Origin of the sequence: Acidianus infernus, from assembly GCF_009729545.1 — an archaeon.
Taxonomy (GTDB): Archaea; Thermoproteota; Thermoprotei_A; order Sulfolobales; family Sulfolobaceae; genus Acidianus; species Acidianus infernus.
Genome location: NZ_WFIY01000004.1, coordinates 800,351 through 824,854, shown reverse-complemented (window position 1 = coordinate 824,854; position 24,504 = coordinate 800,351). Strand labels below are relative to the sequence as shown.

At 34.6% G+C, this 24,504-nt stretch carries 29 protein-coding genes, 2 tRNA genes and 1 pseudogene; 9 read left to right on the top strand and 23 right to left on the bottom strand.

All coding sequences use genetic code 11. The features are described from left to right. The first annotated feature begins 11 nt into the window (after nucleotides 1-11). The 3 genes and pseudogenes from coaBC to D1867_RS12605 form a co-directional block, all read left to right on the top strand. Nucleotides 12-1,256, top strand: coding sequence for a bifunctional phosphopantothenoylcysteine decarboxylase/phosphopantothenate--cysteine ligase CoaBC (gene coaBC / locus D1867_RS05100; protein WP_205737137.1), 1,245 nt, complete (start codon nucleotides 12-14; stop codon nucleotides 1,254-1,256). A gap of 10 nt (nucleotides 1,257-1,266) precedes the next feature. Continuing rightward, a tRNA-His gene (locus tag D1867_RS05095) sits at nucleotides 1,267-1,340 on the top strand. A 402-nt stretch (nucleotides 1,341-1,742) separates the two neighbouring features. Beyond that, a pseudogene (locus D1867_RS12605) lies at nucleotides 1,743-1,850 on the top strand (putative integrase); the annotation flags it as partial. Nucleotides 1,851-1,878: 28 nt separating this feature from the next. Here D1867_RS12605 and D1867_RS05085 read toward each other — a convergent pair. The 17 genes from D1867_RS05085 to D1867_RS05005 form a co-directional block, all read right to left on the bottom strand. Then, a tRNA-Pro gene (locus D1867_RS05085) sits at nucleotides 1,879-1,954 on the bottom strand. A 35-nt stretch (nucleotides 1,955-1,989) separates the two neighbouring features. Beyond that, nucleotides 1,990-2,949 (bottom strand): MraY family glycosyltransferase, encoded by a 960-nt coding sequence (locus tag D1867_RS05080; RefSeq protein ID WP_338078100.1) that lies wholly within the window; start codon nucleotides 2,947-2,949, stop codon nucleotides 1,990-1,992. After that, a complete protein-coding gene (gene gds, locus D1867_RS05075; protein ID WP_155863058.1) occupies nucleotides 2,946-3,926 on the bottom strand; it encodes a geranylgeranyl diphosphate synthase in 981 nt (326 codons plus the stop codon). Before gds ends, D1867_RS05080 begins: the two co-directional genes overlap by 4 nt. Further along, on the bottom strand, nucleotides 3,926-5,023 hold the full coding sequence (gene fni / locus D1867_RS05070) for a type 2 isopentenyl-diphosphate Delta-isomerase (protein WP_155863057.1): 1,098 nt from the start codon (nucleotides 5,021-5,023) through the stop codon (nucleotides 3,926-3,928). The genes gds and fni overlap by 1 nt, the downstream gene beginning before the upstream one ends. Next, complete coding sequence (locus D1867_RS05065; protein WP_240872166.1) at nucleotides 5,010-5,678, bottom strand: isopentenyl phosphate kinase; 669 nt, start codon at nucleotides 5,676-5,678, stop codon at nucleotides 5,010-5,012. Before D1867_RS05065 ends, fni begins: the two co-directional genes overlap by 14 nt. Next, nucleotides 5,648-6,304, bottom strand: a complete 657-nt coding sequence (locus D1867_RS05060; RefSeq protein WP_240872165.1) for a hypothetical protein — start codon at nucleotides 6,302-6,304, stop codon at nucleotides 5,648-5,650. The genes D1867_RS05065 and D1867_RS05060 overlap by 31 nt, the downstream gene beginning before the upstream one ends. Further along, complete coding sequence (amrB, locus tag D1867_RS05055; RefSeq protein ID WP_155863055.1) at nucleotides 6,282-7,136, bottom strand: AmmeMemoRadiSam system protein B; 855 nt, start codon at nucleotides 7,134-7,136, stop codon at nucleotides 6,282-6,284. Before amrB ends, D1867_RS05060 begins: the two co-directional genes overlap by 23 nt. Next, the gene (gene rpsB / locus D1867_RS05050; protein ID WP_013775459.1) at nucleotides 7,133-7,813 is read right to left on the bottom strand and encodes a 30S ribosomal protein S2; all 681 of its coding nucleotides are present in this window, start codon (nucleotides 7,811-7,813) and stop codon (nucleotides 7,133-7,135) included. The genes amrB and rpsB overlap by 4 nt, the downstream gene beginning before the upstream one ends. 10 nt (nucleotides 7,814-7,823) lie before the next feature. Further along, a complete protein-coding gene (locus D1867_RS05045; protein ID WP_013775460.1) occupies nucleotides 7,824-8,024 on the bottom strand; it encodes a DNA-directed RNA polymerase subunit N in 201 nt (66 codons plus the stop codon). Between the two features lie 5 nt (nucleotides 8,025-8,029). Next, complete coding sequence (locus D1867_RS05040) at nucleotides 8,030-8,449, bottom strand: 30S ribosomal protein S9 (protein WP_155863054.1); 420 nt, start codon at nucleotides 8,447-8,449, stop codon at nucleotides 8,030-8,032. Further along, the gene (locus D1867_RS05035; RefSeq protein WP_155863053.1) at nucleotides 8,427-8,882 is read right to left on the bottom strand and encodes a 50S ribosomal protein L13; all 456 of its coding nucleotides are present in this window, start codon (nucleotides 8,880-8,882) and stop codon (nucleotides 8,427-8,429) included. The genes D1867_RS05040 and D1867_RS05035 overlap by 23 nt, the downstream gene beginning before the upstream one ends. Continuing rightward, a complete protein-coding gene (locus D1867_RS05030) occupies nucleotides 8,879-9,226 on the bottom strand; it encodes a 50S ribosomal protein L18e (RefSeq protein WP_013775463.1) in 348 nt (115 codons plus the stop codon). Before D1867_RS05030 ends, D1867_RS05035 begins: the two co-directional genes overlap by 4 nt. After that, complete coding sequence (locus tag D1867_RS05025) at nucleotides 9,223-10,005, bottom strand: DNA-directed RNA polymerase subunit D (protein ID WP_155863052.1); 783 nt, start codon at nucleotides 10,003-10,005, stop codon at nucleotides 9,223-9,225. The genes D1867_RS05030 and D1867_RS05025 overlap by 4 nt, the downstream gene beginning before the upstream one ends. A 1-nt stretch (nucleotide 10,006) precedes the next feature. Continuing rightward, complete coding sequence (locus D1867_RS05020; RefSeq protein WP_013775465.1) at nucleotides 10,007-10,405, bottom strand: 30S ribosomal protein S11; 399 nt, start codon at nucleotides 10,403-10,405, stop codon at nucleotides 10,007-10,009. Beyond that, nucleotides 10,389-10,952: a 30S ribosomal protein S4 gene (locus tag D1867_RS05015; protein ID WP_155863051.1), complete on the bottom strand. Its 564-nt coding sequence runs from the start codon at nucleotides 10,950-10,952 to the stop codon at nucleotides 10,389-10,391. The genes D1867_RS05020 and D1867_RS05015 overlap by 17 nt, the downstream gene beginning before the upstream one ends. A gap of 10 nt (nucleotides 10,953-10,962) precedes the next feature. Further along, entirely contained in the window at nucleotides 10,963-11,469 is a 507-nt protein-coding gene (locus D1867_RS05010; RefSeq protein ID WP_155863050.1) for a 30S ribosomal protein S13, read from the bottom strand. A 19-nt stretch (nucleotides 11,470-11,488) separates the two neighbouring features. Continuing rightward, on the bottom strand, nucleotides 11,489-12,751 hold the full coding sequence (locus tag D1867_RS05005; protein WP_155863049.1) for an AIR synthase-related protein: 1,263 nt from the start codon (nucleotides 12,749-12,751) through the stop codon (nucleotides 11,489-11,491). A gap of 35 nt (nucleotides 12,752-12,786) precedes the next feature. Here D1867_RS05005 and D1867_RS05000 point away from each other — a divergent pair, with 35 nt between their 5' ends. Genes D1867_RS05000 through dnaG form a run of 4 tightly spaced genes read left to right on the top strand, consistent with a single transcriptional unit; the run spans nucleotide 12,787 to nucleotide 15,874 of the window. Continuing rightward, nucleotides 12,787-13,191 (top strand): secondary thiamine-phosphate synthase enzyme YjbQ, encoded by a 405-nt coding sequence (locus D1867_RS05000; RefSeq protein WP_170283900.1) that lies wholly within the window; start codon nucleotides 12,787-12,789, stop codon nucleotides 13,189-13,191. 33 nt (nucleotides 13,192-13,224) lie between these two features. Then, nucleotides 13,225-13,560 (top strand): hypothetical protein, encoded by a 336-nt coding sequence (locus tag D1867_RS04995; RefSeq protein WP_240872163.1) that lies wholly within the window; start codon nucleotides 13,225-13,227, stop codon nucleotides 13,558-13,560. A 44-nt stretch (nucleotides 13,561-13,604) separates the two neighbouring features. Continuing rightward, the gene (locus tag D1867_RS04990; protein ID WP_155863047.1) at nucleotides 13,605-14,672 is read left to right on the top strand and encodes a tyrosine--tRNA ligase; all 1,068 of its coding nucleotides are present in this window, start codon (nucleotides 13,605-13,607) and stop codon (nucleotides 14,670-14,672) included. Nucleotides 14,673-14,677: 5 nt separating this feature from the next. Further along, complete coding sequence (gene dnaG, locus D1867_RS04985; protein ID WP_155863046.1) at nucleotides 14,678-15,874, top strand: DNA primase DnaG; 1,197 nt, start codon at nucleotides 14,678-14,680, stop codon at nucleotides 15,872-15,874. Here dnaG and D1867_RS04980 read toward each other — a convergent pair. After that, nucleotides 15,864-18,206: a DNA-directed DNA polymerase gene (locus D1867_RS04980; RefSeq protein ID WP_155863045.1), complete on the bottom strand. Its 2,343-nt coding sequence runs from the start codon at nucleotides 18,204-18,206 to the stop codon at nucleotides 15,864-15,866. The two genes, dnaG and D1867_RS04980, sit on opposite strands and share 11 nt — an antisense overlap. Before the next feature lie 31 nt (nucleotides 18,207-18,237). After that, nucleotides 18,238-18,696 carry a GNAT family N-acetyltransferase gene (locus D1867_RS04975; protein ID WP_338077967.1) on the bottom strand — a complete coding sequence of 153 codons (459 nt, stop codon included), beginning with the start codon at nucleotides 18,694-18,696 and terminating at the stop codon, nucleotides 18,238-18,240. Nucleotides 18,697-18,720: 24 nt separating this feature from the next. On the opposite strand from D1867_RS04975, the gene D1867_RS04970 reads away from it, so the two are divergent. Then, nucleotides 18,721-19,737: an mRNA surveillance protein pelota gene (locus tag D1867_RS04970; protein ID WP_155863044.1), complete on the top strand. Its 1,017-nt coding sequence runs from the start codon at nucleotides 18,721-18,723 to the stop codon at nucleotides 19,735-19,737. On the opposite strand, the gene D1867_RS04965 is transcribed toward D1867_RS04970, so the two are convergent. Genes D1867_RS04965 through D1867_RS04955 form a run of 3 tightly spaced genes read right to left on the bottom strand, consistent with a single transcriptional unit; the run spans nucleotide 19,708 to nucleotide 21,881 of the window. Beyond that, nucleotides 19,708-20,730: a radical SAM protein gene (locus D1867_RS04965; protein ID WP_155863043.1), complete on the bottom strand. Its 1,023-nt coding sequence runs from the start codon at nucleotides 20,728-20,730 to the stop codon at nucleotides 19,708-19,710. The genes D1867_RS04970 and D1867_RS04965 overlap by 30 nt on opposite strands. Beyond that, nucleotides 20,696-21,232, bottom strand: coding sequence for a DUF1122 family protein (locus D1867_RS04960; protein ID WP_155863042.1), 537 nt, complete (start codon nucleotides 21,230-21,232; stop codon nucleotides 20,696-20,698). The genes D1867_RS04965 and D1867_RS04960 overlap by 35 nt, the downstream gene beginning before the upstream one ends. Then, on the bottom strand, nucleotides 21,219-21,881 hold the full coding sequence (locus D1867_RS04955) for a nucleotidyltransferase domain-containing protein (RefSeq protein WP_338077966.1): 663 nt from the start codon (nucleotides 21,879-21,881) through the stop codon (nucleotides 21,219-21,221). Before D1867_RS04955 ends, D1867_RS04960 begins: the two co-directional genes overlap by 14 nt. Before the next feature lie 35 nt (nucleotides 21,882-21,916). On the opposite strand from D1867_RS04955, the gene D1867_RS04950 reads away from it, so the two are divergent. Next, nucleotides 21,917-22,990 (top strand): site-2 protease family protein, encoded by a 1,074-nt coding sequence (locus D1867_RS04950; protein WP_155863041.1) that lies wholly within the window; start codon nucleotides 21,917-21,919, stop codon nucleotides 22,988-22,990. Here the strand turns inward: D1867_RS04950 and lysS are convergent. Next, on the bottom strand, nucleotides 22,987-24,471 hold the full coding sequence (gene lysS / locus D1867_RS04945; protein ID WP_338077965.1) for a lysine--tRNA ligase: 1,485 nt from the start codon (nucleotides 24,469-24,471) through the stop codon (nucleotides 22,987-22,989). The two genes, D1867_RS04950 and lysS, sit on opposite strands and share 4 nt — an antisense overlap. Between the last annotated feature and the right edge of the window lie 33 nt (nucleotides 24,472-24,504).

The following is a 24,504-nucleotide window of genomic DNA, read 5'->3' as shown; positions in this document are numbered from 1 at the left end:
TATATACATGTTTGAACCTATTTATGACTCATCCATCGAAGAGAATAATAGGCGAAATTAGTGATGAACTAAAAGGTAAAAAAGTATTATTAGGAGTCTCAGCCAGTATTTCCTTATATAAGTCCCTTGACCTTGCAAGAGAACTAATGAGGAGAGGGGCAGAAATAAAGGTAATGATGACTCCATCAGCATCTAAATTAATTTCCCCGGAAATGTTCACTTGGGCTACAGGCAACAAGACAATCGTAAAAATAGGAGGGAAACTAGAACATATACAATTAGCTGAGGAGTTTGACGTAATGATAATTGCACCTTCAACTATGAATATTATAACAAAGTTAGCTTATGGTATTACAGACAATAATTTAGTTCTAACTGCAATAAATTTTCTTCAGTTAAATAAAAAAGTAATACTCGTTCCAGCAATGCATTTGCAAATGTGGAACTCACCTCAACTCCAAAGTGCAATAGAAATCTTAAGGAAAAATAATAATGTAGAAATTATAGAACCTAATTTAGTAAATAATCTAGCTCATTACCCAGATATTGGATATCTAACCTCAAGAATTACCTCTTATATTTTAAGAGAGAAGGACCTTAGAGGTTTAAAAATTGTAGTTACAGCTGGACCTACCAGAGAATACATGGACCCAGTAAGGTTTATAACAAATCCAAGTAGTGGCACAATGGGCGTATCAATAGCTAACGAAGCTTACTTCAGAGGAGCAGAAGTGGTCTTAGTTCATGGTCCTCTCAGCTCTCATTTACATCCTTATTCTCCAACTATCGAGGTCGAAACTACAGAAGAGATGCTAAAAAATGTTGTAAACCTTGTTGAGAAAGAAAAGTTTAATATAGTAATATTAGCAGGAGCTCCTGCAGATTATAAGTTTAAGGTAATAAGAGGAGAAAAAATTGATAGCCATACTGAAGTGCCAAAAGTAGAGTTAGAAAAAACACCTAAAATTTCAGAATATATAAGGGGAAAGGCTTTCGTAGTAGGATTCTCTGCGGAAACTGTAAATAATGATGACGAACTTATCGAAAAAGCCAAAATAAAGAAGGAAAGGCATGGCTTTAATATGATAGTTGCAAATAACGTAAAAAGAAAAGATATAGGTTTTTCATCTGAATATAATGAGGTAATTGTTATTACTAATAGTGAAATTATAAAGATACCTAAAAGTTATAAAACAATTATAGCTAGAAAATTGCTAGATATCGTAAGAGAAGAGTTTATAAAATCTAAAGTATAATGTTGTTTTGGCTCAGGTAGCTCAGCCAGGGAGAGCGCTGGGCTGTGGACCCAGTGGTCCCGGGTTCAAATCCCGGCCTGAGCCCTTATTTTACCAAAATGGGGTTAAGGAGGCGGAAAAGGGGATTGATATCCAAGAAAGTTTTTAGTGACGTTAATTACGCTCCTCTCCAGCTCGAGTTAGGGGCAACCAGCATTTATAGATGAAAGTTCCTCAAATAGTTCTCTGAGTCGCCTAAATTAATGACGGGGACTATGTGCCCATTGGAAGGGAAACATTCTAGGGCGAGGAGGAAGTCAGAAAGACTAAAAAACTTGTCTTCACGATAGATAACTAGACTATATATGCCAAAGAATACGATTGAATTTTTACATTTTGATGAATCTTCGCCATTAACTTTCAATTTCGCAGCCGAGTTAGGGCGTGCTTAAATGGTTGAAAAGGAGCATAGTTTAAATTATGGGTTATAGAGTTTTCTCAGCCTGAATATCCGTTAGAGAAGGAAGAAGCACTAATGTTTACTCTATAGAGAAGAACAAAAAAGGTAACGTAAGAGAGCGTCACATTGACCCCTTAGATAAGATAGTCGAATACTATCTTAGCAGTGGGAGTATCCTCACAATGGGGCTGGCGGGATTTGAACCCGCGACCACCAGGGCCCAAGCCTGGCATCCTAGTCCTGGCTAGACTACAGCCCCATTTTTTACAGTACATTATTAGCCTAAAAAATTTTTCATATAACTATTACCGTAGTTTGTAAATAGATTGCAAGTATTGCAAATATGCCTTCAATAATCCAAAGTATAGTAACTACTTGATATTCTTTAAATCTTCCCATTTTCATAACTATATGAGTTAAAGAATTTGGCTTATCATTCCAATATAACGTTCCGTCTTCGTCAACTTTTCCAAATGATACTCCCTTAAACCTTGTTCTTGCCTTTAATATAAATTCCGCAACGTAAGGTAAATATAATACAGCCAAAGCAGTATACATATAACCAGCTATTCCAATAGAACCTATTACTGAGCCAACAAAGTATGTCCCTATGTTTCCTATGAAAACTTTAGCTGGATATTTATTATAATAAAGGAAGGCTAAGAGAGAAGCTAGCAAGATCAATGCCATTTCTCCTGCAACAAAAATGTTCCCAGACCTTGTTAAACCAATATAGGCTAAAGCAGCTGACATTATTATGCCCATTCCGGTTCCTAATCCATTAAGTCCTTCAAGCATATTGAAGGCATTAGATGAAATTGTTAGTGCAGCCGGTATTACAACCACGTAATAGAAGATTCCTAAATTTACTACCCCTAAAAAAGGTATGGATATTGCTGAATGCCCTACGCTAAAAACTGCCAGAGGTACTGCAGCAAAGATTGGAGTAAAAGCCCTAATAGATTGCCTAAGATTCAAAAAATCGTCCATTAATCCAAGGAAAGCTATCAATAACGAGGAGAGTAAAATTGACGATATTATTCTCTCATAATTTTGGTCCTGTATTAAAAGTACAAAAGTTCCAGAAACAAAACCTGCTACTATAGCTATTCCGCCAAGTGAAGGTACTTCTGGCTTATTGGGCTTATTTACGTCCTTCCCTACAATTTTTCTCTCTTTTGCAACGCGAATTATCCATCTAGTAGTAAGAAATGTTATAATAAAAGCTATAATGGCACAAATAGGCAACACTATTTTCGCCTTTTTATTGTAAACTCTGCAAGGTATTTTAAAGCCTTTCCAGCTATATCGTTGCCCCCTATAGCAGATAGAGCCTTCATAGATTTTTGATAATATTCTTCTGCAACTTCATATGCGTAATTTAATGAAAGAGATTTTACTACTTCTGCTGCTCTAACTATTTTTTCTTGATCCTTAGATCCAAGTCCTTCAATTATAATTTTTCTTTCTGTCTCCGACGCTAAACTCAATGCCTTTATTACAAGGATAGTCTTCTTACCTTCTCTGATATCACTATATACCGGTTTACCTAGTTCTTTCTCATCTGCAGTTAGACCTAGAATATCGTCAATTATTTGAAAAGCAATGCCTAAATTTAGTCCAAATTGCTTAAGCAACTCAAGGTCTTTATCTTCAGCATTAGAAACTAGACCTCCTAAAAATGCAGAACACGAAAATAGTTGTGCCGTTTTCTTTTTTATCATTTCTAAGTATTCTTCTTCTGTAACATCCTGCCTATTTTCAAATTCCATATCCATTGCTTGACCTTCTGCAATTATTATCACTGATTTGGAAAATTCTGATAAACCCATGTAAAATCTCCTTGAATCTAATCCTTCTAATGCCTCTGATAAAACTTCAAAAGCTTTTGCATGAAGTAAATCACCTGCAAGAATTGCCATTGGTATTCCCCATTTTACATGCACTGTTGGCATTCCTCTCCTAAGTGTATCTTCATCCATTATATCATCATGTATTAAAGTAAAATTATGTAAGATCTCTACAGCAGCTGCAGCTTTATACGCTCTTTTTCTATCTCCAGAGAATAAGTCTGAAGAGGCAACTGTTATAAGTGGCCTAAGTCTTTTACCCCCAGCTTTTAAAAGATATATTGAAGCGTCGTAAAGTTCCTTTGGTTCACCTTTTATGTATTTTTCTATCTCTTCATTTACATTTTTAATTATCTCATCAAAATACTTGTCTAGTTCCATTATTCTCTTTTTCTTAATTTCTCATATGTAGATAAGCTTATCCCTCTACTTTCCATCCATTCTCTTAATTCCTTCCAAATAACTACTGGAACTCTCTTAAGTTCTTCCACGTTTTTAGCTCCTGTTAACATCATAGCCGCTTTAAGTTCAAAAATTACCTTATTAAAGAAGGAAACTAAGGACTCCTTTCCTTCCACGGCTTTCTTTAAAACCGGACTTGCCATTCCGGCAATATCTGCTCCTAAAGCTATAGCTTTAGCAATTTGAAGCCCATTTCTTATCCCACCGCTACCAATTATAAACGCATCAGGAACTGCAAACCTTGTTTCAATTATTGAGGCTGCTGTAGGAATTCCCCATCCGGCAAAAAGCTCCGCACTTTCTTTTTTCCAATTGTTCTTTCTCTTATCTCTTACCATTTCTACGGCAATCCAACTAGTTCCTCCTTGTCCAGAAACGTCAAAGTATCTTATTCCAATTTCCTTAAATTTTATTGCAGTTTCCATTGAAATGCCTGTCCCTGTTTCCTTTATTATTATTGGTACTCCCAATTCTTTTGAAATATCCTTAAGTTTTATTAAAATATCCCCTGGATATTCTGGCTCCCCTTCTGGCTGAAATAACTCTTGAGCAGGATTTAGATGTACAGCTATAGCATCTGCCTCTATCATACTTACTGCTTCCTTTAGTTCTTTTAATCCGTAACCTTTAGCTAACTGAGGAGCTCCGATGTTAGCTATTATAGGTGATGTAGGGGCTTTTTTCCTCACGATTTTAAAGCTCTCTCTAGCATCTGCTCGCTCTATTGCAATCCTCTGACTTCCAACTCCCATGGCTAATCTTAATTCTTCAATAACCTCTGCTATTGTTGCATTAATTTTTCCTAAGGCTTCATTTCCTCCAGTCATTCCAGTTACCATTAGTGGTGCAGAGATTTCTTTGTTGAGAAATTTAACGCTAGTATTTATTTCATTAAATGAAAGACAAGGCATTGCTTGGTGTATTAAAATTACATCATCAAGTAATGTTGGTATATAACCTTCAACGTCCTCATAAAGACAAATTTCAACGTGCTCCAACTTTCTATTTGTTATCATTTTTACACCTTACAAGAGTTCCTATATTCTTTCCTTCTAATGCCTTATATATGTTGCCTTCGATCTTACCATTGAATATCAAGGCTTCTACACAATTTTCCAAAATTTTCTGGATTTTAGCTTTCATACCACCAGTAACATCAAAGCTTGAAGAAGATAGATCATCTATAAAAGGAGAATTGACTTCCTTAGCAACTCTTCCATTGATAAATACCCCATCCACATCTGTGGCAAAAAATACTCTAGAGTTAAACTTTTTACCTAACAAGATCGCTATATCGTCTCCAGAAATTATTTTTCCAGACTCAGTGATATCGCCATAAATGACTGGAACTAGTCCTTCCTGTAAATATCTTTTAACAGTGTCTATGGAAAAGAATCTGCCTGGTAAAGGGAATGCTTTAATTCCTTCATTATAAAAGATTTTCATAATTTTAAGGTTTAATTCTTGCATTGCAATAACAGTTTTTATCTTATCGCCCTTAGAGGCTTCATAATGACCGAAACTCCCTCCTCCATGTATGACAATTAATGGATAAAACTGTCTAATTTCACGTGCAATTCTCCTAACTATTTCTTCGTTATAAGAATAAGGTATGTTCTTATTTGTTATTAAGCTTCCTCCTAATTTAATAATTCTATAAGTGAAGCCCATTTTAAGTCCCATATCCATTTCCAACTATTGTTCATCGGATATGGCAAACCATAAAGGGAACTCCATAAGCCGTTCTCAAATTGAATTAAGCTAGAATCTTTAGATATTTCTACAGGTAAAATGCCGGCCAAGTGAATTAATGAACTTTCTAAAAACCTCGGTTTAGGTAGTGGAAAGCTGGTAAGTAAGTTTATTCTGACTTCCTTTCCACTAAGAGGTACTGGATCTTCTCCATCGCGATAAAGTATAGGTGAATTAAGTTCTTGAGCCTTTCTTAAGGCCCTTATTAATCTAGAGTCAAACATTGCGTCATCTATCATTTCTAGCGTTTCCCTAACGTCATTTTCGTTCATGGGAATTTTGCATTTGTTTATTGATAAGTCAACGAGCTTTCTCGTTACATAAACGTAATAAGAAGAAAAAGGCAAATTCCCCTCTATATCATAGTCAATATTACAAGAAAAGCCTGTAGCTTCACGAAAATATTCTAGGAATTTATCTATTTTTGGTTTTCTTTTTACCTCTCTCACTTTAACTATTGCAAAATTAATTAAAACTGGATTATTAACTTCCAATGGGAGCCCAGAATAACAAAATGGAACTTTAACTTCCAAATCTTGCTGCAAGATATCCCACTACTGAAGACTTGTCTCCCGATGTATCTCCAGAAGTAGCATGTTTCAAAATATATGGCTTCTTATTAAATTTCTTTGCTAATATCATCGCAACCATTATTGGAGCGTAACCACAAAGTGTTACATCCTTATTCTCTACAACATCGTAAAGCCCTTTATAATCTAGTTGTTCTATTTTCTCTATCGCCATCTCATCTTTTTTATACGTAATATCGTAAGGATCATAATGATTCATGTCACTACTAGCTAGGACTACTATATCTTTTTCAGGATGTTTTTGCATTAATCTATATATTCCTTCAGCTATGTATTCTGCTATTTCAGGAGTTTGATAAAGTATAACTATTGGAATTATTTTTATATCAGAATCGAAGAAAAACTGTAAGAAAGGTATTTGAACTTCAACAGAATGCTCATATAGATGAGCTTGCTCATCTATATCAATAACTTCACTATACTTCACAAGCTCCATTGCCATCTCTTCATCTATCTTTACATCTCCTAGCGGAGTCTCCCAACAACCTTTATTCCATAAGGAAACATAAGATCCATAACCTGTATGATTAGGACCTAGAATTATTACAAGATCTGGCTTGCCTTCAGAAGCTAAATAATAGTAAGAATGGGCTGCTACAGGACCGCTGTAAATATAACCAGCATGAGGAACAATAAAAAATAAGTTATCTCTCTTACCTTTTTCTTTTGGAACTGTAGGTAATTTGCCAGGACCTACAGGATGAGTAAATGACCAAACAATTCGATCTTTTAGTTCCTGAGGATCTGCCTCATAAAATGCACCGGCTACTGCAGGTAATCTTTTCATTGAACAAGCTTCACCTCAAATTCCTCAACCTTCACTGGTATATCGGCATCCATGGGTATCTGCTTTCTCTCCCTAAGTATTTGCCTAGCTAGTAGCCAATAAAGTAAAGCTAAAGATTTCCTTCCCTTATTATTTGCAGGTATTACCAGGTCAACATACTCTATTTTAGCATCAGTATCCGCAAAAGCTACAACAGGGATTCCCATATCTGCAGCCTCTTTTATTGCCTGAGTATCAGTTCTTGGATCAGACACAAGTAACACTTCCGGCTCTATAAATCTGTCAAGGTATGCATTAGTTAAAGTGCCTGGAACTAATCTTCCGGTTATTGCCCTACCTCCTACTACTTCTGCAAACTTTTGAACTGGAGTAAATGCGTAAGGCCTTGACGCAACAGCTAGGATCCCACTAGGTGTAAATCTTGAAAGGAATTTTGCAGCAATTCTTAATCTTTCATCTATTTTTCTAACATCAAGTACGTAAAGGCCTTCAGGCCTTACTCTATAAATGAATTTCTCCATATACTTAGTACATGTATGTGTACCTATATGGACGCCTGCAGAAAGATAGTTCTCTAATGGAGCTAATAATTCTATTACTGCTCCTTTCTCTGATTTTTGTAATTCAGCTTTTTCTGCCTCAGATAACTCGGTTCCCTTATTTTCTTCTTCTGACATTTAAATCACCTTAAATTGGTCTAGTATAATTAACTACCTCTTTTATAATATCTACATGGCTTAATAACATTCTCCTACAACAATATCTTCTAACACCTAGGTCGTCCAATACTTTTTGTGGATCTTCTCCAGCATTAACTCTAGTTATAAAGGGTTCCCATTTGTCTGCTATCAAAGATCCGCAAGTAAAGCATCTGACGGGAATTATCATAAATGTCACCTATAAGCCTTCTGCCTCCATCTTCTAGCACTATACCTCATCCATTTTTCTGACTCTGTCTCTCTTGGGTCTCCTGCTAACATTGTCCTATCATACTGTTTGTATAATTCTTCTAATTCTTTGCTACCGCTAAACTTAACTAATGCCCTAGCTAACGCCATCCTTGCGGCATCTGCTTGGCCCATTATTCCTCCACCGAATGTGTATATTTTAGCATCTATTTTTGAGGCTAGTGACTCGCCCGCAAGTAATAAAGGTTCCATAATTTTTAATCTTATCATTTCGATGGGTATAAGTTCTATTGGCACTCCATTCACAAATACTCTACCCTTTCCTTCAGTAAGTTGGCATTGTGCCCTTGCCATCTTTCTTCTAGCTGAGGTTATTATAATTTTATTGGCCTGCTGCTCTGACATAAACTTTCCACCCCATTTCTTTAGCTAATTCTCCTACAGTAATATACTTACCTTTAAGTCTTTTTACGTCTGCGTCAGGAAAGCTTATGAAGTTCTTACCATTATATTGCTGTGGAACGCCTATGTAAACCTTAACGCTTTTTAACATTTGCCTGCCTTTTGGAGTCTTGGGTAACATACCCCTTATTGTCCTTTTTACTATATTAATTGGACTCCTAGGCCTTCTAACTCCTTGCTTTTCTGGGTTAAATAGAGTTCTAAGTGAGAAGTATAACTTATAACCAGCAACTACTCTACTTTTAGGACCACTTATTACAGCTTTTTCTGCATTAACAATTACAACTTTTTTACCTTCTTTGAGCAGTTTTACCACATTAGTTGCCATTCTGCCCAGAATCTGATTTTCTGCATTAACAATTACAACTTCACTCATTGTTTCATCAACCTCACATTTTTACCCTTTAAATCTAGCTTATCAAAATCATATAAACTCATAACTTTACCTCCAGCTTTAAGTATCTTTTCTTTAGCTGACTTAGAAAAATCAAGTGCTACTACTGTGACTTCATGAGTTAAATTACCTATACCTAGAACTTTACCTGGGACTATTACAATATCCCCAGGCTTCGTATACTTTTCTATTTTATATAAGTTTATATACCATCTTTTCCTACTTGGAGTTTGGAGCTTCTCTGCTACAGTTTTCCATAAAGGTTTTTTCTGCTTTTCTAGGCTCCTAATTAATTTTCTAATCATAATATTTGTACTTCCAGTCATGAAATCACCTTCTTCAATTCTTCAAGTTTACGAACTATACTCTTTCCAGCCTCTAATAAAATTCTCTCTGGCTTTAAACTACCTACACTCTCAATTTCTAAGATATATTTGTTTTCAACAGAAGAGATTTTTATTCCTTCACAATACCTTAAACATTCCTCACATAATGTACAAGCAATTTCATTAGCTATTACTATTTTTCCATCCTTTACTGCAAAGACTTTTTCTGGGCATACATCTGCTGCTTTAACGCAACTATCATCTTTTAATTCAATATGAGGATAATATCTTAATACAGCAATAGTAACTGGATTAAATTTAGCATGCTCTATGCCATATCCTAGCCTCAATCTAGCCTCTAATGAGACTTTTTGGTTCTTGCCTAATAGTACTATAGGTATATCTTTACTTATCGGAACTACTGCTGGGTCATCAGACTTTATATCTTTTGAATATACCATGACTTCTGAATCCTTAGCTTCTACGTCTAGATAGATTTTACTAAAGCATCCGTCGCAATTCTCTTGGCAGTTCGCACACTCTTCTGGAGGTCTATAATGGTCTATAGCTTCATCTGATGAAAAAGGAATTAAACCCAATCTGTGTGCTAGTATTTCGTCATATAAAGGACTATTATTTTCTATAATATACACATCATCTACTGCCATTACTGGAACGTATAGCATGCAAGCTCTTCTTATTGCGTTAACAAACTCTAAAGGATATCCATCTAAAGAAAGGGAAATAAAATTTCCTTCCTTTTTTATTACATCTATCATTTTATACTCTCCTTCCTCTTCTTCCTCCAGGTCTCCTAATACTATCGTGAGGTATTGGCGTAACGTCCTCTATTCTGCCTATTATGAATCCTGACCTAGCCAAAGATCTTATTGCCGGCTGTGCTCCGGGCCCTGGAGTCTTAGGACCAGAACCTCCTGGAGCTCTTACCTTAATATGGATTGCCATTATGCCTTTATCTAATGCTTCTCCTGCAGCCTTATTTGCTGCTAGCATTGCCGCATAAGGTGAGGGTTTTTCTCTATCAGCCTTAACTACCATTCCGCCTGAAGCTTTAGCTATCATTTCTGCTCCTGTTATATCAGTTATTGAAATAATTGTATTATTCTGTGAAGCATATATGTGGGCTATTCCCCACCTAATTTCACGCCTGCTGGACATTCTGTTCACCACCTTGAGTTACTTGAGAGGATTGGGTAACTTGAGCAGTTGGAGGTCTTGTTTTGAATACGGAAGTTGGGTAATAATCTATTAAATCTTCCTCATCTTTAGGTACAATATAGCCTGGTGAAGTCACTCTTTTGCCTCCTATTGCTATGTGACCGTGAACTATTAATTGTCTAGCTTGATATATTGTCTTTGCTAAACCTTTTTTGAAAACTATTGTTTGAAGTCTTCTTTCTAATAACTGTTCTTCCGTTAAGCCTAAAATGTCGTCTATTGTAGCGTTCTGCGATGTTAATAAACCCATCTTATATAATTTTGATATTAATTGCTTTTCTCTGACCATTCTTTCCGCTGGTGGTAATGCTAGTAAACTTCTAGCCATATGTCTAAATTTCCTTACTATTGTCCTTGCTAGCCATATTTCCTTTTTATTCCTAAGCCCATATTTTCCTAATAACTCTTGCTCATGAAGTAAAAGTTCTTTTATCCAAGGTAAACCGGGTCCTTCCCACTTTTTCCTACTTTTTCTAGGATCTCCCATTTAATTCACCTCATTTCTTAGCTTGAGAAGATTGAGAAGATTGAGCTTGACCGCCACCTGCGGGCTGTGCCGCTTTGGCTCTCTTTACACCTACAGTAGTTCCAGTTCTTCCAGTAGTCCTTGTTCTTTGTCCCCTAACCTTAAGGCCCAATGCGTGCCTAACTCCTCTCCAGCTTTTGATCTTCTTTTCTCTTTCTATGTCATTTCTAGCATAGAAAATTAGCTCAGAAGTAACTAAATGTAAGTCCAACCCAGATTCATAGTCTTTCCTCCTATTAAGCATCCATGAAGGTAATCCTTTTATTGTCTTATCTGATAATGCCTCTTCAATCTTCTTTAACTCTGAGTCTGAAAGCTCGCCAAGCCTTCTATCCTTGTCTATTCCTAATTGCCTTACTATAGCTCTTGCAGTATTATAGCCGATTCCTTTTACCATAGCCAAGGCATAAGGAACTTTCATAGTACCGTCTACGTCTTGCCCAAAGAGCCTAACTATGTACTTAAATGACTCTGACATATAATATCGACTGGATGTTCTATGCAAAATGGCTTTTTAAATTTTTCAATACGTTTTCCTTTCTTATCTTCGAAAACTTTACTGCGTTAGATAAGTGTTTCTCAATATCGTCTATAGTATAAGGAGAATAATTGCCTATAACTTTCTTAACTGGAGTATAAGGGCTTTCCCTAAATCTTGCTTCCAATCTTTTACCATCTTCTGTTAATATCGGATAGCCTTTATAGGTAGTAACATAACCAATTACATCGGCTTTAATTTTATTCTTGTTCAGTAATTCTAAAACCTTATCTTCATTATTAGTGAATATTAAGATAGAATCTATAGAAATTCCGAAAGGATCTATTTGCAGTTCATTAAGCATTTTTAAAACCTTAGGATTTATAAGATGTAGGAATTTCTCAGAGTCTATTATAAATGACAACTTATTGGCTTCTGAAATTTCTATGGCATCCATTCTTAATCCACCGTTAGTTACGTCAGTCATGGATTCGGCTATACTTGGATTATTTGAGATAATCTTGCAAGTAACTAGCTCATCTAAACTTAATGTTTCTTCAATCACTTCTGGAAATCCATAGTATATAGCTGTGGCAGAAATAGTTCCGCCACCGTTTCCTTGAGTCATTACTATTTTCATTCCCTCTCTAACGTTATGCCTTGCAAAAAACTTTGACTTAAGCTTTCCTATTGCTCCTACCCCTCCGCTTATCCTTTCTCCTAAAACTAAATCTCCACCAATTCTTAATGTACTACCTGCTAAGATAGGGACTCCTAAAAAATCTGTAACAGTTGTAACTCCTGCCTCAAAATCTAGAAGATATGAAACGTCTGCATCATCTGCCAAATGTATATCTACAATAACCCCTAAAGGTTCTGCACCTTTCACCATTATATCTCTTAAAGTAGCCTTAGTTGCATGAAAACCGGCTAAAAATGGGAAATACGATAACCTAGAATGAATCCCGTCTATTGAGGCTATTATGTCATCTGCAATTCCAGCGTCTTCAAATTCCTTCTTACCTGCTATCTCCAAAATTTTCTGATGAATTATATGGTCACCAATGCCTCTAGAGCCTAAGCCTGCATCTCCTGCTTTTATTCCAGATAATACTGGCTCATAAATTGAGGCTTTCTTAGAATTTTCCACTTCGGTTATTATACTATCAGCTATCCTTTCGTTAATATCTCTTTTACCCTTATAAAATTCTAGCCATTTTATTATCTCTTTTCTAGCTTCGTCTTTCTGCAATCTTCTAGCTATTCCTTCTAGATCAACCATGATTGCTTATATTCACTAGTTAACTTAAAATGCATATGAAGATTTTTGAGAAAGAGTTTAAAGTAAAAACAAATGAAAGATTCGAGAGCATAGATATCACTGATAATGTTGAAGACGCTGCAAAAAGTATAGATAGCGGAATTGCATACATTTTCGTAAAACATACAACTTGTGCAGTAATAGTTAACGAAGCTGAGAAAGGGCTAATGACCGATTACTTAGAGTGGGCAAAGAAACTTGTTCCTCCAGAAGGAAAATTTAACCATAATATAATTGATAATAATGGGCATGCACATATAATATCTTCCATAATAGGAAACTCTAGAGTAGTACCAGTTAAAGGAGGAAAATTGGATTTAGGGACTTGGCAGAGAATAATATTGTTAGAATTTGACGGGCCTAGAGTTAGGACTGTTAATGTAAAAGTTATGGGAGAATAGTGATTTTTTTACCAGCTATTCGTAATTTATATCTTGATCAAATTGCCTCCATTAAACGGGCCTAGTATATATAAATTAAATATGTGCGAAGACAGAAAATGCGTGGAAGAAGTAGTAGATGACTACTTAAAATCATTATTAAGACCCCAATCTGCTAATGAAAAGTTTAAGTTATTTCAGGATAATGAAGAAGAAGATGAAGAGATAGATGAGAAAACAGTTACAAACTCGTATTTATTTACAGAAATTCTAATAAAGAGAATACTAAATGCGGACTTAGACCTTGATTTCATTTTCGAAGACTTAAAATCTAAACTAGGTAATTCCCATCCTATAGTAATATTTTTGAAAGAACTTCTAGAAGAATAGTACTTTTTATTCACTTCTTTCCTTTTAGATTTGGGGATGATTATTTGGAAGATAAGCTTTCACTAATAACTAGGAATGTGGAAGAAATTGTAACACTAGACGATCTTAAAAAGAAGTTAGAAAACAATGAAAAATTAAAGGGATATATTGGCTTTGAGCCTAGTGGACTATTTCACATAGGTTGGCTAATATGGGCACAAAAAGTAAAGGACCTAAGTAATGCTGGAGTAAATATGACGCTTTTAATGGCTACATGGCACGCTTGGATAAATGATAAGTTGAACGGAGATATGGAGCTTATTAAATTAGCGGGAAAATACGCAATTGATGTACTTTCTGCATACGGTTTAGATATGAGTAAAATTAACGTAGTCGATGCAGAGGATATGGTAAAGGATAAAGTGTATTGGGAATTAGTACTAAAGGTTGCTAAAAATACTACATTAGCTAGAATGAAAAGAGCATTAACAATAATGGGGAGAAAGTCTGACGAAGCAGAGTTAGATACGTCAAAACTGTTTTATCCCGCAATGCAAGTAAGTGACATATTTTACCTTGATGTTGATATCGCATTAGGTGGTACCGATCAAAGGAAAGCCCATATGCTAGCTAGAGAAATAGCAGAAAAGTTTCATAGGAAAAAGGTTATAGCAATTCATACTCCACTTCTCGTAGGGCTAAAAGGAGGACAAAGAATGGGCAATGTAGAGGAAGACGACTTGCTTTCTGAAATAAAAATGAGCAAATCAAAGCCTGAGAATGCGATATTTATAAATGACTCACCAGAGGAAGTTACAGCAAAAATTATGCGTGCTTATTGCCCTAGCAGAGTAGTTGAACTTAATCCCATATTACAGATTAATAAATATATTATATTTACTAATGTTAACAAGCTAAAAGTTGAGAGAGATATAAAATATGGTGGAGATATAGAGTTTAATAGCTATGAAGAGCTTGAGAAAGCGTTCGCAGAAGGGAAGTTGCATCCAATGGACTTAAAAATGGCAACTGCAAGAAAGTTAAATGAGATACTAGAACCAATAAGGAAAAAGTTAAACACCCCAGAATATGAAGAATTAGTATCTAAGATTTCAAAAAATGTTTCAAGGTGAAACTCATGAAGTATATAATTAAACTATATTTTGAAACCGAGGGAATAGTTGATAAACCGGACGTTATTGGTGCCATATTCGGGCAAACTGAAAATTTATTTGGGGAAGAATTTGATTTAAGAGAATTACAAGACAAAGGTAGATTAGGAAGAATAGTAGTGGAAATGGAAACTAAAGGTGGAAAAACAAAAGGAACTATAGAAATACCATCAAATTTAGACAGAATAGAGACAGCACTAATAGCATCGATGGTGGAGAGTGTAGAGAAAATAGGTCCTTATCCAGCAAAATTTGAACTCAAAGAAATCCAAGATATTAGAGCTGAGAAATTAAAGAAAATTATTGATAGAGCTAAGGAAATATTAACAAATTGGAGCAAGGAGAAGACTCTTGATATTAAGGAGGTACTTAATGAAATTAGTAGTGCAGTTAAAACTGGAGAAATTACTGAATTCGGACCAGAAAAGTTACCAGCAGGACCAGATGTTCTTACTGATCCAAACTTAATAATTGTAGAAGGAAGAGCTGATGTTATCAATTTATTAAGATACGGATATAGAAATACTGTAGCAGTAGAAGGAGCAAGTGGTAAAATTCCTCAAAGTATAATAGACCTAAGCAAGCAAAAGAATACGGTAATAGCGTTTTTAGACGGAGATCATGGAGGAGATCTGATACTTAAGGAATTACTTAATGCTAATGTTAAAATAGATTACGTGGCCAGAGCTCCACAAGGTAGAGAAGTCGAGGAATTAACTGGAAAGGAAATAGCTAAGGCGTTATCTAACATGGTTCCAATATCGCAATATCTAAAGAAACAACAAGAAACTCCTCAAGTTGTAGTTAAAACGCCAGAAGAGACTGTAACAGTAATTCAGCCTCCTAAAGAGGTAGAAATACAGATTCCTCCTTCAGCATTAGAGGAAATAAAGAAGTTGCCAGGAACATTAGAAGGAATAATGTTTGATGAAAATTGGAATCCAGTAGAGAAAGTTCAAGTTAGAGATATAATACCTAAACTAGAGGCAATGAGCGAAAACAAGGTTGCTTACATAGTATTTGATGGAGTAATTACGCAAAGATTATTAGAGCTTGCAGCTTCTAAAAAGGTTAAGCTACTAGTAGGAGTTAGAATAGGAGGAATAAACAAGAGTTTAGATAATGTAAAAATACTCACAATGTCTGATATTCTCACTTCTTAAAGAAATTCAAGATATCAAAGCTAGTATTTTTTAACGTATTTTCTTTTATTCCGAACTGCTCTAGAATTCTCATGGCAGAAGGAACAATTTGTTTATCTATATAATAGTCAATATCTATTCTATTAATATCATTAACCATGAAGTATGGTTCTGCTCTTTCAGAAATTTTTCCGCTTCCCTTAACTATAACATAGCCTATTTTCCCACCCTTAAATATCACGTAACCTGCTTTCATAGCTTTCTTTGCAGCAGTTACGTGGGGTGCGTCTACTTCATATTCCTCAAGGCTTTTGTCTAAAGATTTCCAAATTACTAAATCTTGTATTGGCACTTCTTTTCTCCTTATTTTCATAATAACATCTCTTACAAGTTTCACTGCTTCATCTACTCCAGATGTTAGTATTTTCTCAATAACTCTCCTCTGTAGATCCTTAGCTAAATCGCACCAATCACCTCTTACGGCTTCAAAACCTACAATATCTATTTTTCCATCCTCGGTAATTCCGGCATAACGTTTTTTATTTTCTGTAAAGAATATCTTTTTATATATTTTATCAATCTTTATTTCTAATCCAAATTTATTCATTATCTCATTAATCAATGAATCTACATTTCCAGATCCTTTTATGAATACTGAGTCAGTATCTCCGTAAATTACTTTGAAACCACGCTCCTCCACCAGTTTAGCCACAGAAGATATAATTTCCCTACCCCACGCTGTTACTGCTTCTGCACCTTCTTTACTATACCACCTAGCACCTAACCATCCCATGTATCCATAAAAAGCATTAGCCATAACTTTTAATGCTCTTTGTCTTTCGTTTAGTCTTCTCCTTTCATATTCATCTTTTTCTATTGGTATTTTTGATTTTACTGCTTTTCTTTCCTCTACTAGCTTCTGTAAAATCCTCTTATAAAATCCGTCAGGAGATTTCCTAAATTTATGGCCAACTTCTGGAGCAACCCAGCAATCCTCGCATTCACCTTTAACTAGCGTATCTGGGCCAATGTTATATTTTATCATTATTGAAGGGTACATTGATGAGAAGTCAAGCACGTAAACATCTTCATGTATCCCAGGTGCGGGGGAAATTACCAGCCCTCCTTTATAGCTTTCGTATTCTCTTTCAACTCTATTTGGTATTATTTCGCTAAATTTATATGCCTCTCTCATTAAAAGCCATTCTACTCTATAACCTACGCTTGCCATAGAAAGTTGGTCTAATGGCAATCCGGTAATCATGGTCAATTGTTCTCCAAAGGGTAAGAACACATCCTTAAGCAAATACGTAGATCTTACATCATCCATATTATATCTCAAAAGAATATCCCTTTTTGATGGATCGGACCAATATTCTGGAATTTGATACCATTCAAGGTTGACTCTCTCAGTCTTTTTAACTACTCCTAGATAATCAGCTATATTATCTAAGCTCTTAACTTTCACTTCTGCAATGCTGCTTGCAAATCCAAGTAAATCAACGTTTAATCTTCCAACTACGGAATAGTGTCCATAGGTTCCTTGTGAAGGTTCTGAATTTACTTTTCTACCTATATCTAACTTTACACCTCTGCTATTAACTCTTTCAAGTAAATATGGCCAATCAAAGCCATTAGAATTATACCCTAATATTATATCTGGATCATAGTCCAAAACAAATTTTGCAAACTCTCTAATAATTTCCAGATCGTCATCCTTCATAACAAATTGCTTTCCGCCATTACTAGTCCATACGCCAATTATTATCACTGGATCCCTCCTTGGATTTGGAGAACCGTACTTATTGTATACTTCAATATCAAAGGCCATAACTCTCAATTCTGGTGGCTTATCTTCATAAATCTGAATAATCTTTTTTAATTCATATACTTTTTTAACTCTAAGTTTGGGATCTTGAATTTCCTCTACTTCCGCTTTGAACCAATGGAAAGGCTTTAAGTCGTGATCTATGGAATACCTCATGTAAAATCTTATATCTGCTTCTACTACCTCTTTTACTCCTTTTATTTTAGCTACTTTATCTCTATAAGTTCTTACATATGCAGGAATTACTGTTTCTATTCTCAGAACTTTTACTGGATTGCCATAATATTTTCTTTCCTCTAATTTTACACTGGTAATTGGGGATTGAGATATGCTTAATCGTTTTATATCTTCTGTTACTTTATCTGGGTCAACTGTATCGTCTAAGATTGCATAAAAATATGGTCTAAAATTCTTCTCTAGGACTGCTACCCTATTTCCTTCCTTATCAATAGCCCATATATAAATTACTGGCTTACCCTCTTCTACATCATATGAAAAGTCTAAAATGTAAAAGCATCCTATCATATATTCTTTATAAAATTTCAAAGATTAATAATTACTCCAACCCTTTTCTAGAATATAAATCCTTAACCATAACGAACGCATGTTTTCCTCTACCATAATAATTTTTTCTCACAAATAATGGAAAATATCCATTGTGAACATAGAAGTAGAATGCGTCTTTATTTGTAGTCATGACTTCTAAATATGAGTACTTGCAATGGCCTAGTTTAAATCTCCTTTCAATCTCGTTAATCAAGAGTTTGCCTATTCCTTTATTTCTATAACTTTTTCGTACAGCTATAGAAACTATATGCCCTCTTATTTTAAATTGTATAATACCTATTACATAGCCTAAAATTTTACCGTCTTCCTTGACAACTAGATATAATCCATCTGCTATATATAGATATGCCTTTAGTAAAGAGTAAGGATAAGGGTTATCAAAGCTTTCCACTTCTATCTCATAAATTTGTTGCAGATCGTCTTCAGTTGCATCAGTTATAATTACCACAAAATGATTAAATTAGAGTAGATAATGAAAGTATTGGAATTCGATGAGAAAAAAGGCACAATGAAAGTTCATGTAGAGGACGAGGATGATCTGTGGACTTTACACATGATCCTAAATAAGGGAGATAAAGTAATAGCAAGGACTTCTAGAGATGTAAGCATGGGAAATGAAGGAAAAAGAGTTTCGATGATTATAGAGCTACAAGTAGAATATACAGAATTCCAAGCCTTCACTACAAGGTTAAGAATTCATGGGATAATACTCGATGCTCCAGAAAGATATAGCATAAAAGGTGCACATCATACAATAAACCTTGATATAGGAGATGAGATAATAATTATAAAGGAAAAATGGAATAAAAGTGTTTTAGATAGAATTTACAAACAAGCTGAAAAGAAAAATAGAGTATTAATAGCCCTTGTCGATTTTGACGAATACTTAATAGCAATACCTATGATTCAAGGCATAAAAATACTTGCGGAAAAGAGCTTATCTACGCCAACAAAAGAAGAGGGAATTATAGAAGATAATGCGAGAGAAGTCGCAAAAGAAATTGAAAACTACCTAAATAGTTATAATAATATAGATGCTGTGCTAATAGCCGGCCCAGGCCCGTTTAAGGAGATTGTAAGAAAACACTTGAATACTAAAGTAAAAGTTTACATGGACTCAGTATCTTCTGCTACAGAAGCTGGATTAAATGAAGTATTAAAAAGAGATATAATAGATCAAATAATGAGAGATTACGAAATTTCTCAATCGGAAAAAGACCTGGATAAGGCATTAATGTTACTAAATAAGGATTCTGGATTAATAGCTTATGGAATTGATGAAACAAGAAAAGCTTCAGAATATGGAGCCGTAGATTCCTTACTTGTAATAGAAGATATGGTAACTGAAAACGAAGAGGTGCAAAATATAATGGAAGAAGTAGAGAAAAGAGGAGGAAAAGTTCACATAATACCTAGAGACTCTCCCATATACTTCCAAGTAAAAAATTTCGCAGGAATACTAGCAATTCTTAGATTTAGAATAAATTAATTTATCGGATATTTTCAAGCCATAAGGGAGTTCCTCCACAATTCTGACTTCATCGGGATTATATTTTGATATTACCTCATCAACAAACTCTGGAGAAATGTAAAATCCATTAGAGGTTTTCTCGCCATAATCTGATAGATCTGCGTTTGTTCTTACAAAAGCCTTTATTATGGTACCTTCTCCACTATATTTTTCATAAGGCTTAGAATAATATCTTATAGTCCTTAGGAACCTCGTTCTAGTTTCTACCACGTCCTTATATACTGAACTACAATAATGTATGTCCAATTTAGAATCTACATTTACTTCAAGTACTTTTAACGCTAGCTCGAAGCTTCCTTTTCCACCTGCTAATCCATGGGTAATTGTTATGCCTTTTGAATTTAAATTGTAAAAATTTCTTTCAGTTATCTCTAATTCGTTTATATTAATAAACTTAACTTTATGCTCTTCAGCCCACTTTATTAAAAAATTAAGATATTCTTCCTCTCCAGGTATTGCTGGAACCTCTAAACCAACATCAAATGAAAAATTCAATGCCTTTTCCACTGCTCTAAGATATTCCTTTCTAACTGGATGAAAACGTATTTCATCAAGTCCTGCTCTCTGGAGAGCAAATAAAGCGTCATAATTTACATACCTGCCAGATGTATAAAGATGAATATGAAAGTCCTCTCCAAATTCAGACTTTAAAATCTCTATCAATTTTACTACCTTATCCAAATGTAAAATAGGATCTCCACCCGTAATTCCTGCACCTAGTGCATTCATCTTATATGCTTCATATATAAAATCTTGAAAACTCTCGGTTTTCTTTTCATTAGCATACATAACATCTTTACCAAATCTTTCCTCACTTACTGGGCAATAATAACACGAGTCACCGCATTCTCCAGTAATGAACACGACTAGTTTACTTCCTAATCTACAATATTTACATCCTAATGGTAAATCTCTATTATACAATGAAATTTCTGGATTTCCTTTTAGCATTTATCCAGTCTTTAACTTTCTCATTTTTAACATCTTCTAATAACTCCTCCAATTCCTTAAGAGCTACACTTTCGTTCAAAGGCTTATTAGCTTGTATCTTTGGACTTCCTTCATTGCCTCCTTCAGGAAAGTACCAAACTTTGAACCACGTGAATCCTGCTTTTAACAAAGAAAAACCTAAAGGAGTATCTACAGCAGAATAACCTTTCATTATCATATCTAAAGTTTCCTTATCCTTATCATACGTCACAAATAGCCTACCTCTTTTGGATAGGAAATTGTATATCTTTTTGAAGAACTCTTCCTCTAAACCTACGTCCCTTAACCACGGATAATAATCTATTTCCAGCCAATCTGGATAATAATCCCTTCCAGAAAAATAGTTGCAATATCCTACTAGCTTGTCTCCTAAGTATAACTTAAAATAGAAAAGTTCCTTTATATGAGTTTGTTTTATATCTACAACTTTTAATTCCAGATCTCCTATCTTACCTTGAATCATTTAGAACCCTTCTAAAGAATTTATTTCTCCTACTTAATTCTCTTATTGCTTCCTCAAAATTTTCGTTAGCGGCTAATTCATATTTCAAGAAAACGCCAGTTCTACCTTTGTCCTCTCTTTTCATCAACAGCTTTTCTCTCTCATTAATAGTTGCTATGGAAATCTTAAGTAACCTAGTAGCATAGTCTTCATTTCCTTTAAGTGGAATTTCGTCATGACCATTCTTATTTGGTATAATAAGCTTTAATTCCTTATTTATACCCGGCTTTCTAACGCCATTTATTATATCCTCTAGGCTAACTAATCCGCCAAAATAGTAAAATTCCTCTTCATCTTTTTTAAGTTTTGATAATGGAAAAGATATTACTTCAGTTTCCTCAGGATTTAATGAAATATAAGCCTTAGGAGTTGATATTGGTGTAGCTTGTATTATATATTTATGGTCAGCTTCAAGTAAATCAAGTTCTAATATATTAGGTTCAAAAACGATAATATCAATATCACTAGTCTTTTTAACATCTCCCCTAGCAATAGATCCATAGGCATATCCCTTAATACCTTTGTAATATAAGGTTTCTAGGATTTCTTTTGCCCTTTTTCTCTTTTCATTAAATAACTTCCACTGCTCTTCTGTATACTCTATTTCCACAATTGATTTATAGTTCTTAGATAAGTTAAACTCTTATGGATATTTCCCTTTACACCTTTGCAATAGGCTTTGTAATATTTTGGGGGCTTATCTTAGCTTTTAGAAAAAGACTTGAGCCAAAAGGATTTATTATATATCCTCTATTTTTAATGTGGAAAAAGAGTACCCGATCATTATGGTTTCCAAGATTAGCCTCCTCAAAGCCGTTTAAAATTTATGAAAAAATAGCAATGATCCTAGGAATCCTTGCAATGATTGGAGGTATTACAATGATATACTATGTAATATTTGGCCTAATTTTTCACCCACAATCCACTACAGTAAGGCTAGAACCAATAATCCCTGGAGTTACTATAAGTTTATCATGCTTGCCTTACATTCTTTTAGCTTTAGGAATTTCAGTTACTTTACATGAATTATCTCATGCAGTATCTGCAACATCAAATAAAATAAACGTAAAAAGCGGAGGTTTCATACTCTTAGGAATCTTTCCCGGAGCATTTGTAGAGCCTGAAGATGAAGAATTTATGGCGTCTAGCCTGCCTGCAAAAATAAAAATTCTTGCTGCAGGTATAGCAGTAAACCTAATTCTTGCAGGCATATTTTTTCCACTAGCTATATTTTTGCCCGGATATTTTTCACAAGGTTTACTTATAGAAGGGGTAATACCTCATAGTTCAGCTTATAACGCATCCATACAAGCTGGAGATGTAATACTATCTGTTAACGGAATTAGGACAAATACTTTCAATTCTCTAACTACAGCTCTAAATCAAAGCACTAATTATACTATAGTACTAAAAGCACCAAATGGGTCAACAATAGTAAAACATGCTGAAGCTAAAAACCATTTCTTAGGAGTTTATGTAACTTACTATTTTCCTCCATCAGTAAGACCGTTCTTGCTTTTCGTTACCTGGATGTTTATAATAAATTTCAGTTTAGCATTATTTAATGCTGCACCGTTAATAATTACAGATGGAGGGAAAATATTTACAGAATTACTTAAAAAGATAAGTTCACAAAACGGTGAAAAAATGTCTATGGCCATACAAGCTTTCCTTTTAATGTCGCTAGTATATGCAATAATGTTATCTATAACTGCTTAATCTTCTTCAATTAATTTTGCGCTAAGCATTGGGAATGGTATTACTTCTTTTATACTTTGATTATTCGTCAATAGCATTACTAGCCTATCTATTCCTATACCTAAACCTCCAGTAGGCGGCATGCCATAAGATAAGGCCCTTACAAAGTCTTTATCATAAGGATGAGCTTCTTCGTCTCCTCTTTTCATCATTTCTTGCTCTTCTTTGAATAATTTATCTTGTAATATTGGATCGTTAAGCTCAGTATAGGCGTTTGCCAATTCCATTCCAGCAATATATAATTCAAATCTCTCTACTAAACCTGGCTTTGACCTATGAGGCTTACATAATGGTGTAGTTTCTATTGGGTAATCAGTTATGAAAGTAGGTTGTATTAAGTTGGGTGTAACTAATTTATCAAATAATTTTTCAATCATTAAACCTCTGACGTAAAGGTTACCTCTTGGTATAAGACCATATTTTTTCATTAGCTCTTTTAATTCATCATCTGTCATTTTCTCAACGTCTTTACCGAGGGCTTCACTTAGCGAATCAAACATAGTAATTTTTCTAAACTGAGATAGTTCTATTTCATATTCCTTATCTGCTACTTTATACTTGAGCTTAGTGTCTCCTAAAACTTTACTTGCCACAGTTTTTAACATATCCTCAGTAAGTTTCATTATATCGTTATAATCTGCATAAGCCCAGTAAAGTTCCAACTCAGTGAATTCTGGATTATGAGTTACATCTATATCCTCATTTCTGAACACTTTACCTATTTCGAAAACTTTATCAAATCCGCCGACTATGAATCTCTTTAAATAGAGCTCTAATGAAATTCTGAGGTACCATTCTTCATTTAGATAATTCACTTTAGATTTAAACGGTTTTGCTAACGCACCGCCATAAACTGGTTGTAATATTGGCGTTTCGACTTCTATGAATCCCTTTGAATTTAAATATTCTCTTATTTCCTTTATAGTCTTAAATCTTACCTCCATAGCTTTCCTTGCATTATCATTATAGAGAAAATCAACGTATCTATGAGCGTATCTAAATTCCGTACTTAATTTAGTCCAATCAGGAGGCTCTATTAGTGCCTTTGCTAGCAATTCATAGCTCTTAACAAGTAATGTCAGCTCTCCTTTACCTGTATAGAATAAATCTCCTTTTACTCCTATTATATCGCCTCTTCCAATATAATTAAAGAACTCTTCATATTTATCGCCTAATTCGTTTATCCTTAAATAAAGTTGTAATCTTTCGCCTTCATCAAAAATGTCTACAAAAGACGCTTTTCCATGCCTCCTAATATTGGCAACCCTACCTGCAGTTGAAATATCAAACATAAAAGGCTCGTGAGGTTTATCCTGCCTATTAAGGCCTATTTGCCTAATCTGAAGTATAGTATGAGTTATTTCGTATTTCTGCGGATAAGGATTAATTCCTTTAGCTTTAAGCTCCTCTACAATTTTAACTCTTCTTTCGTCCCATTTCACACAATAACCGAATATTTCTAGTATAAAACATTT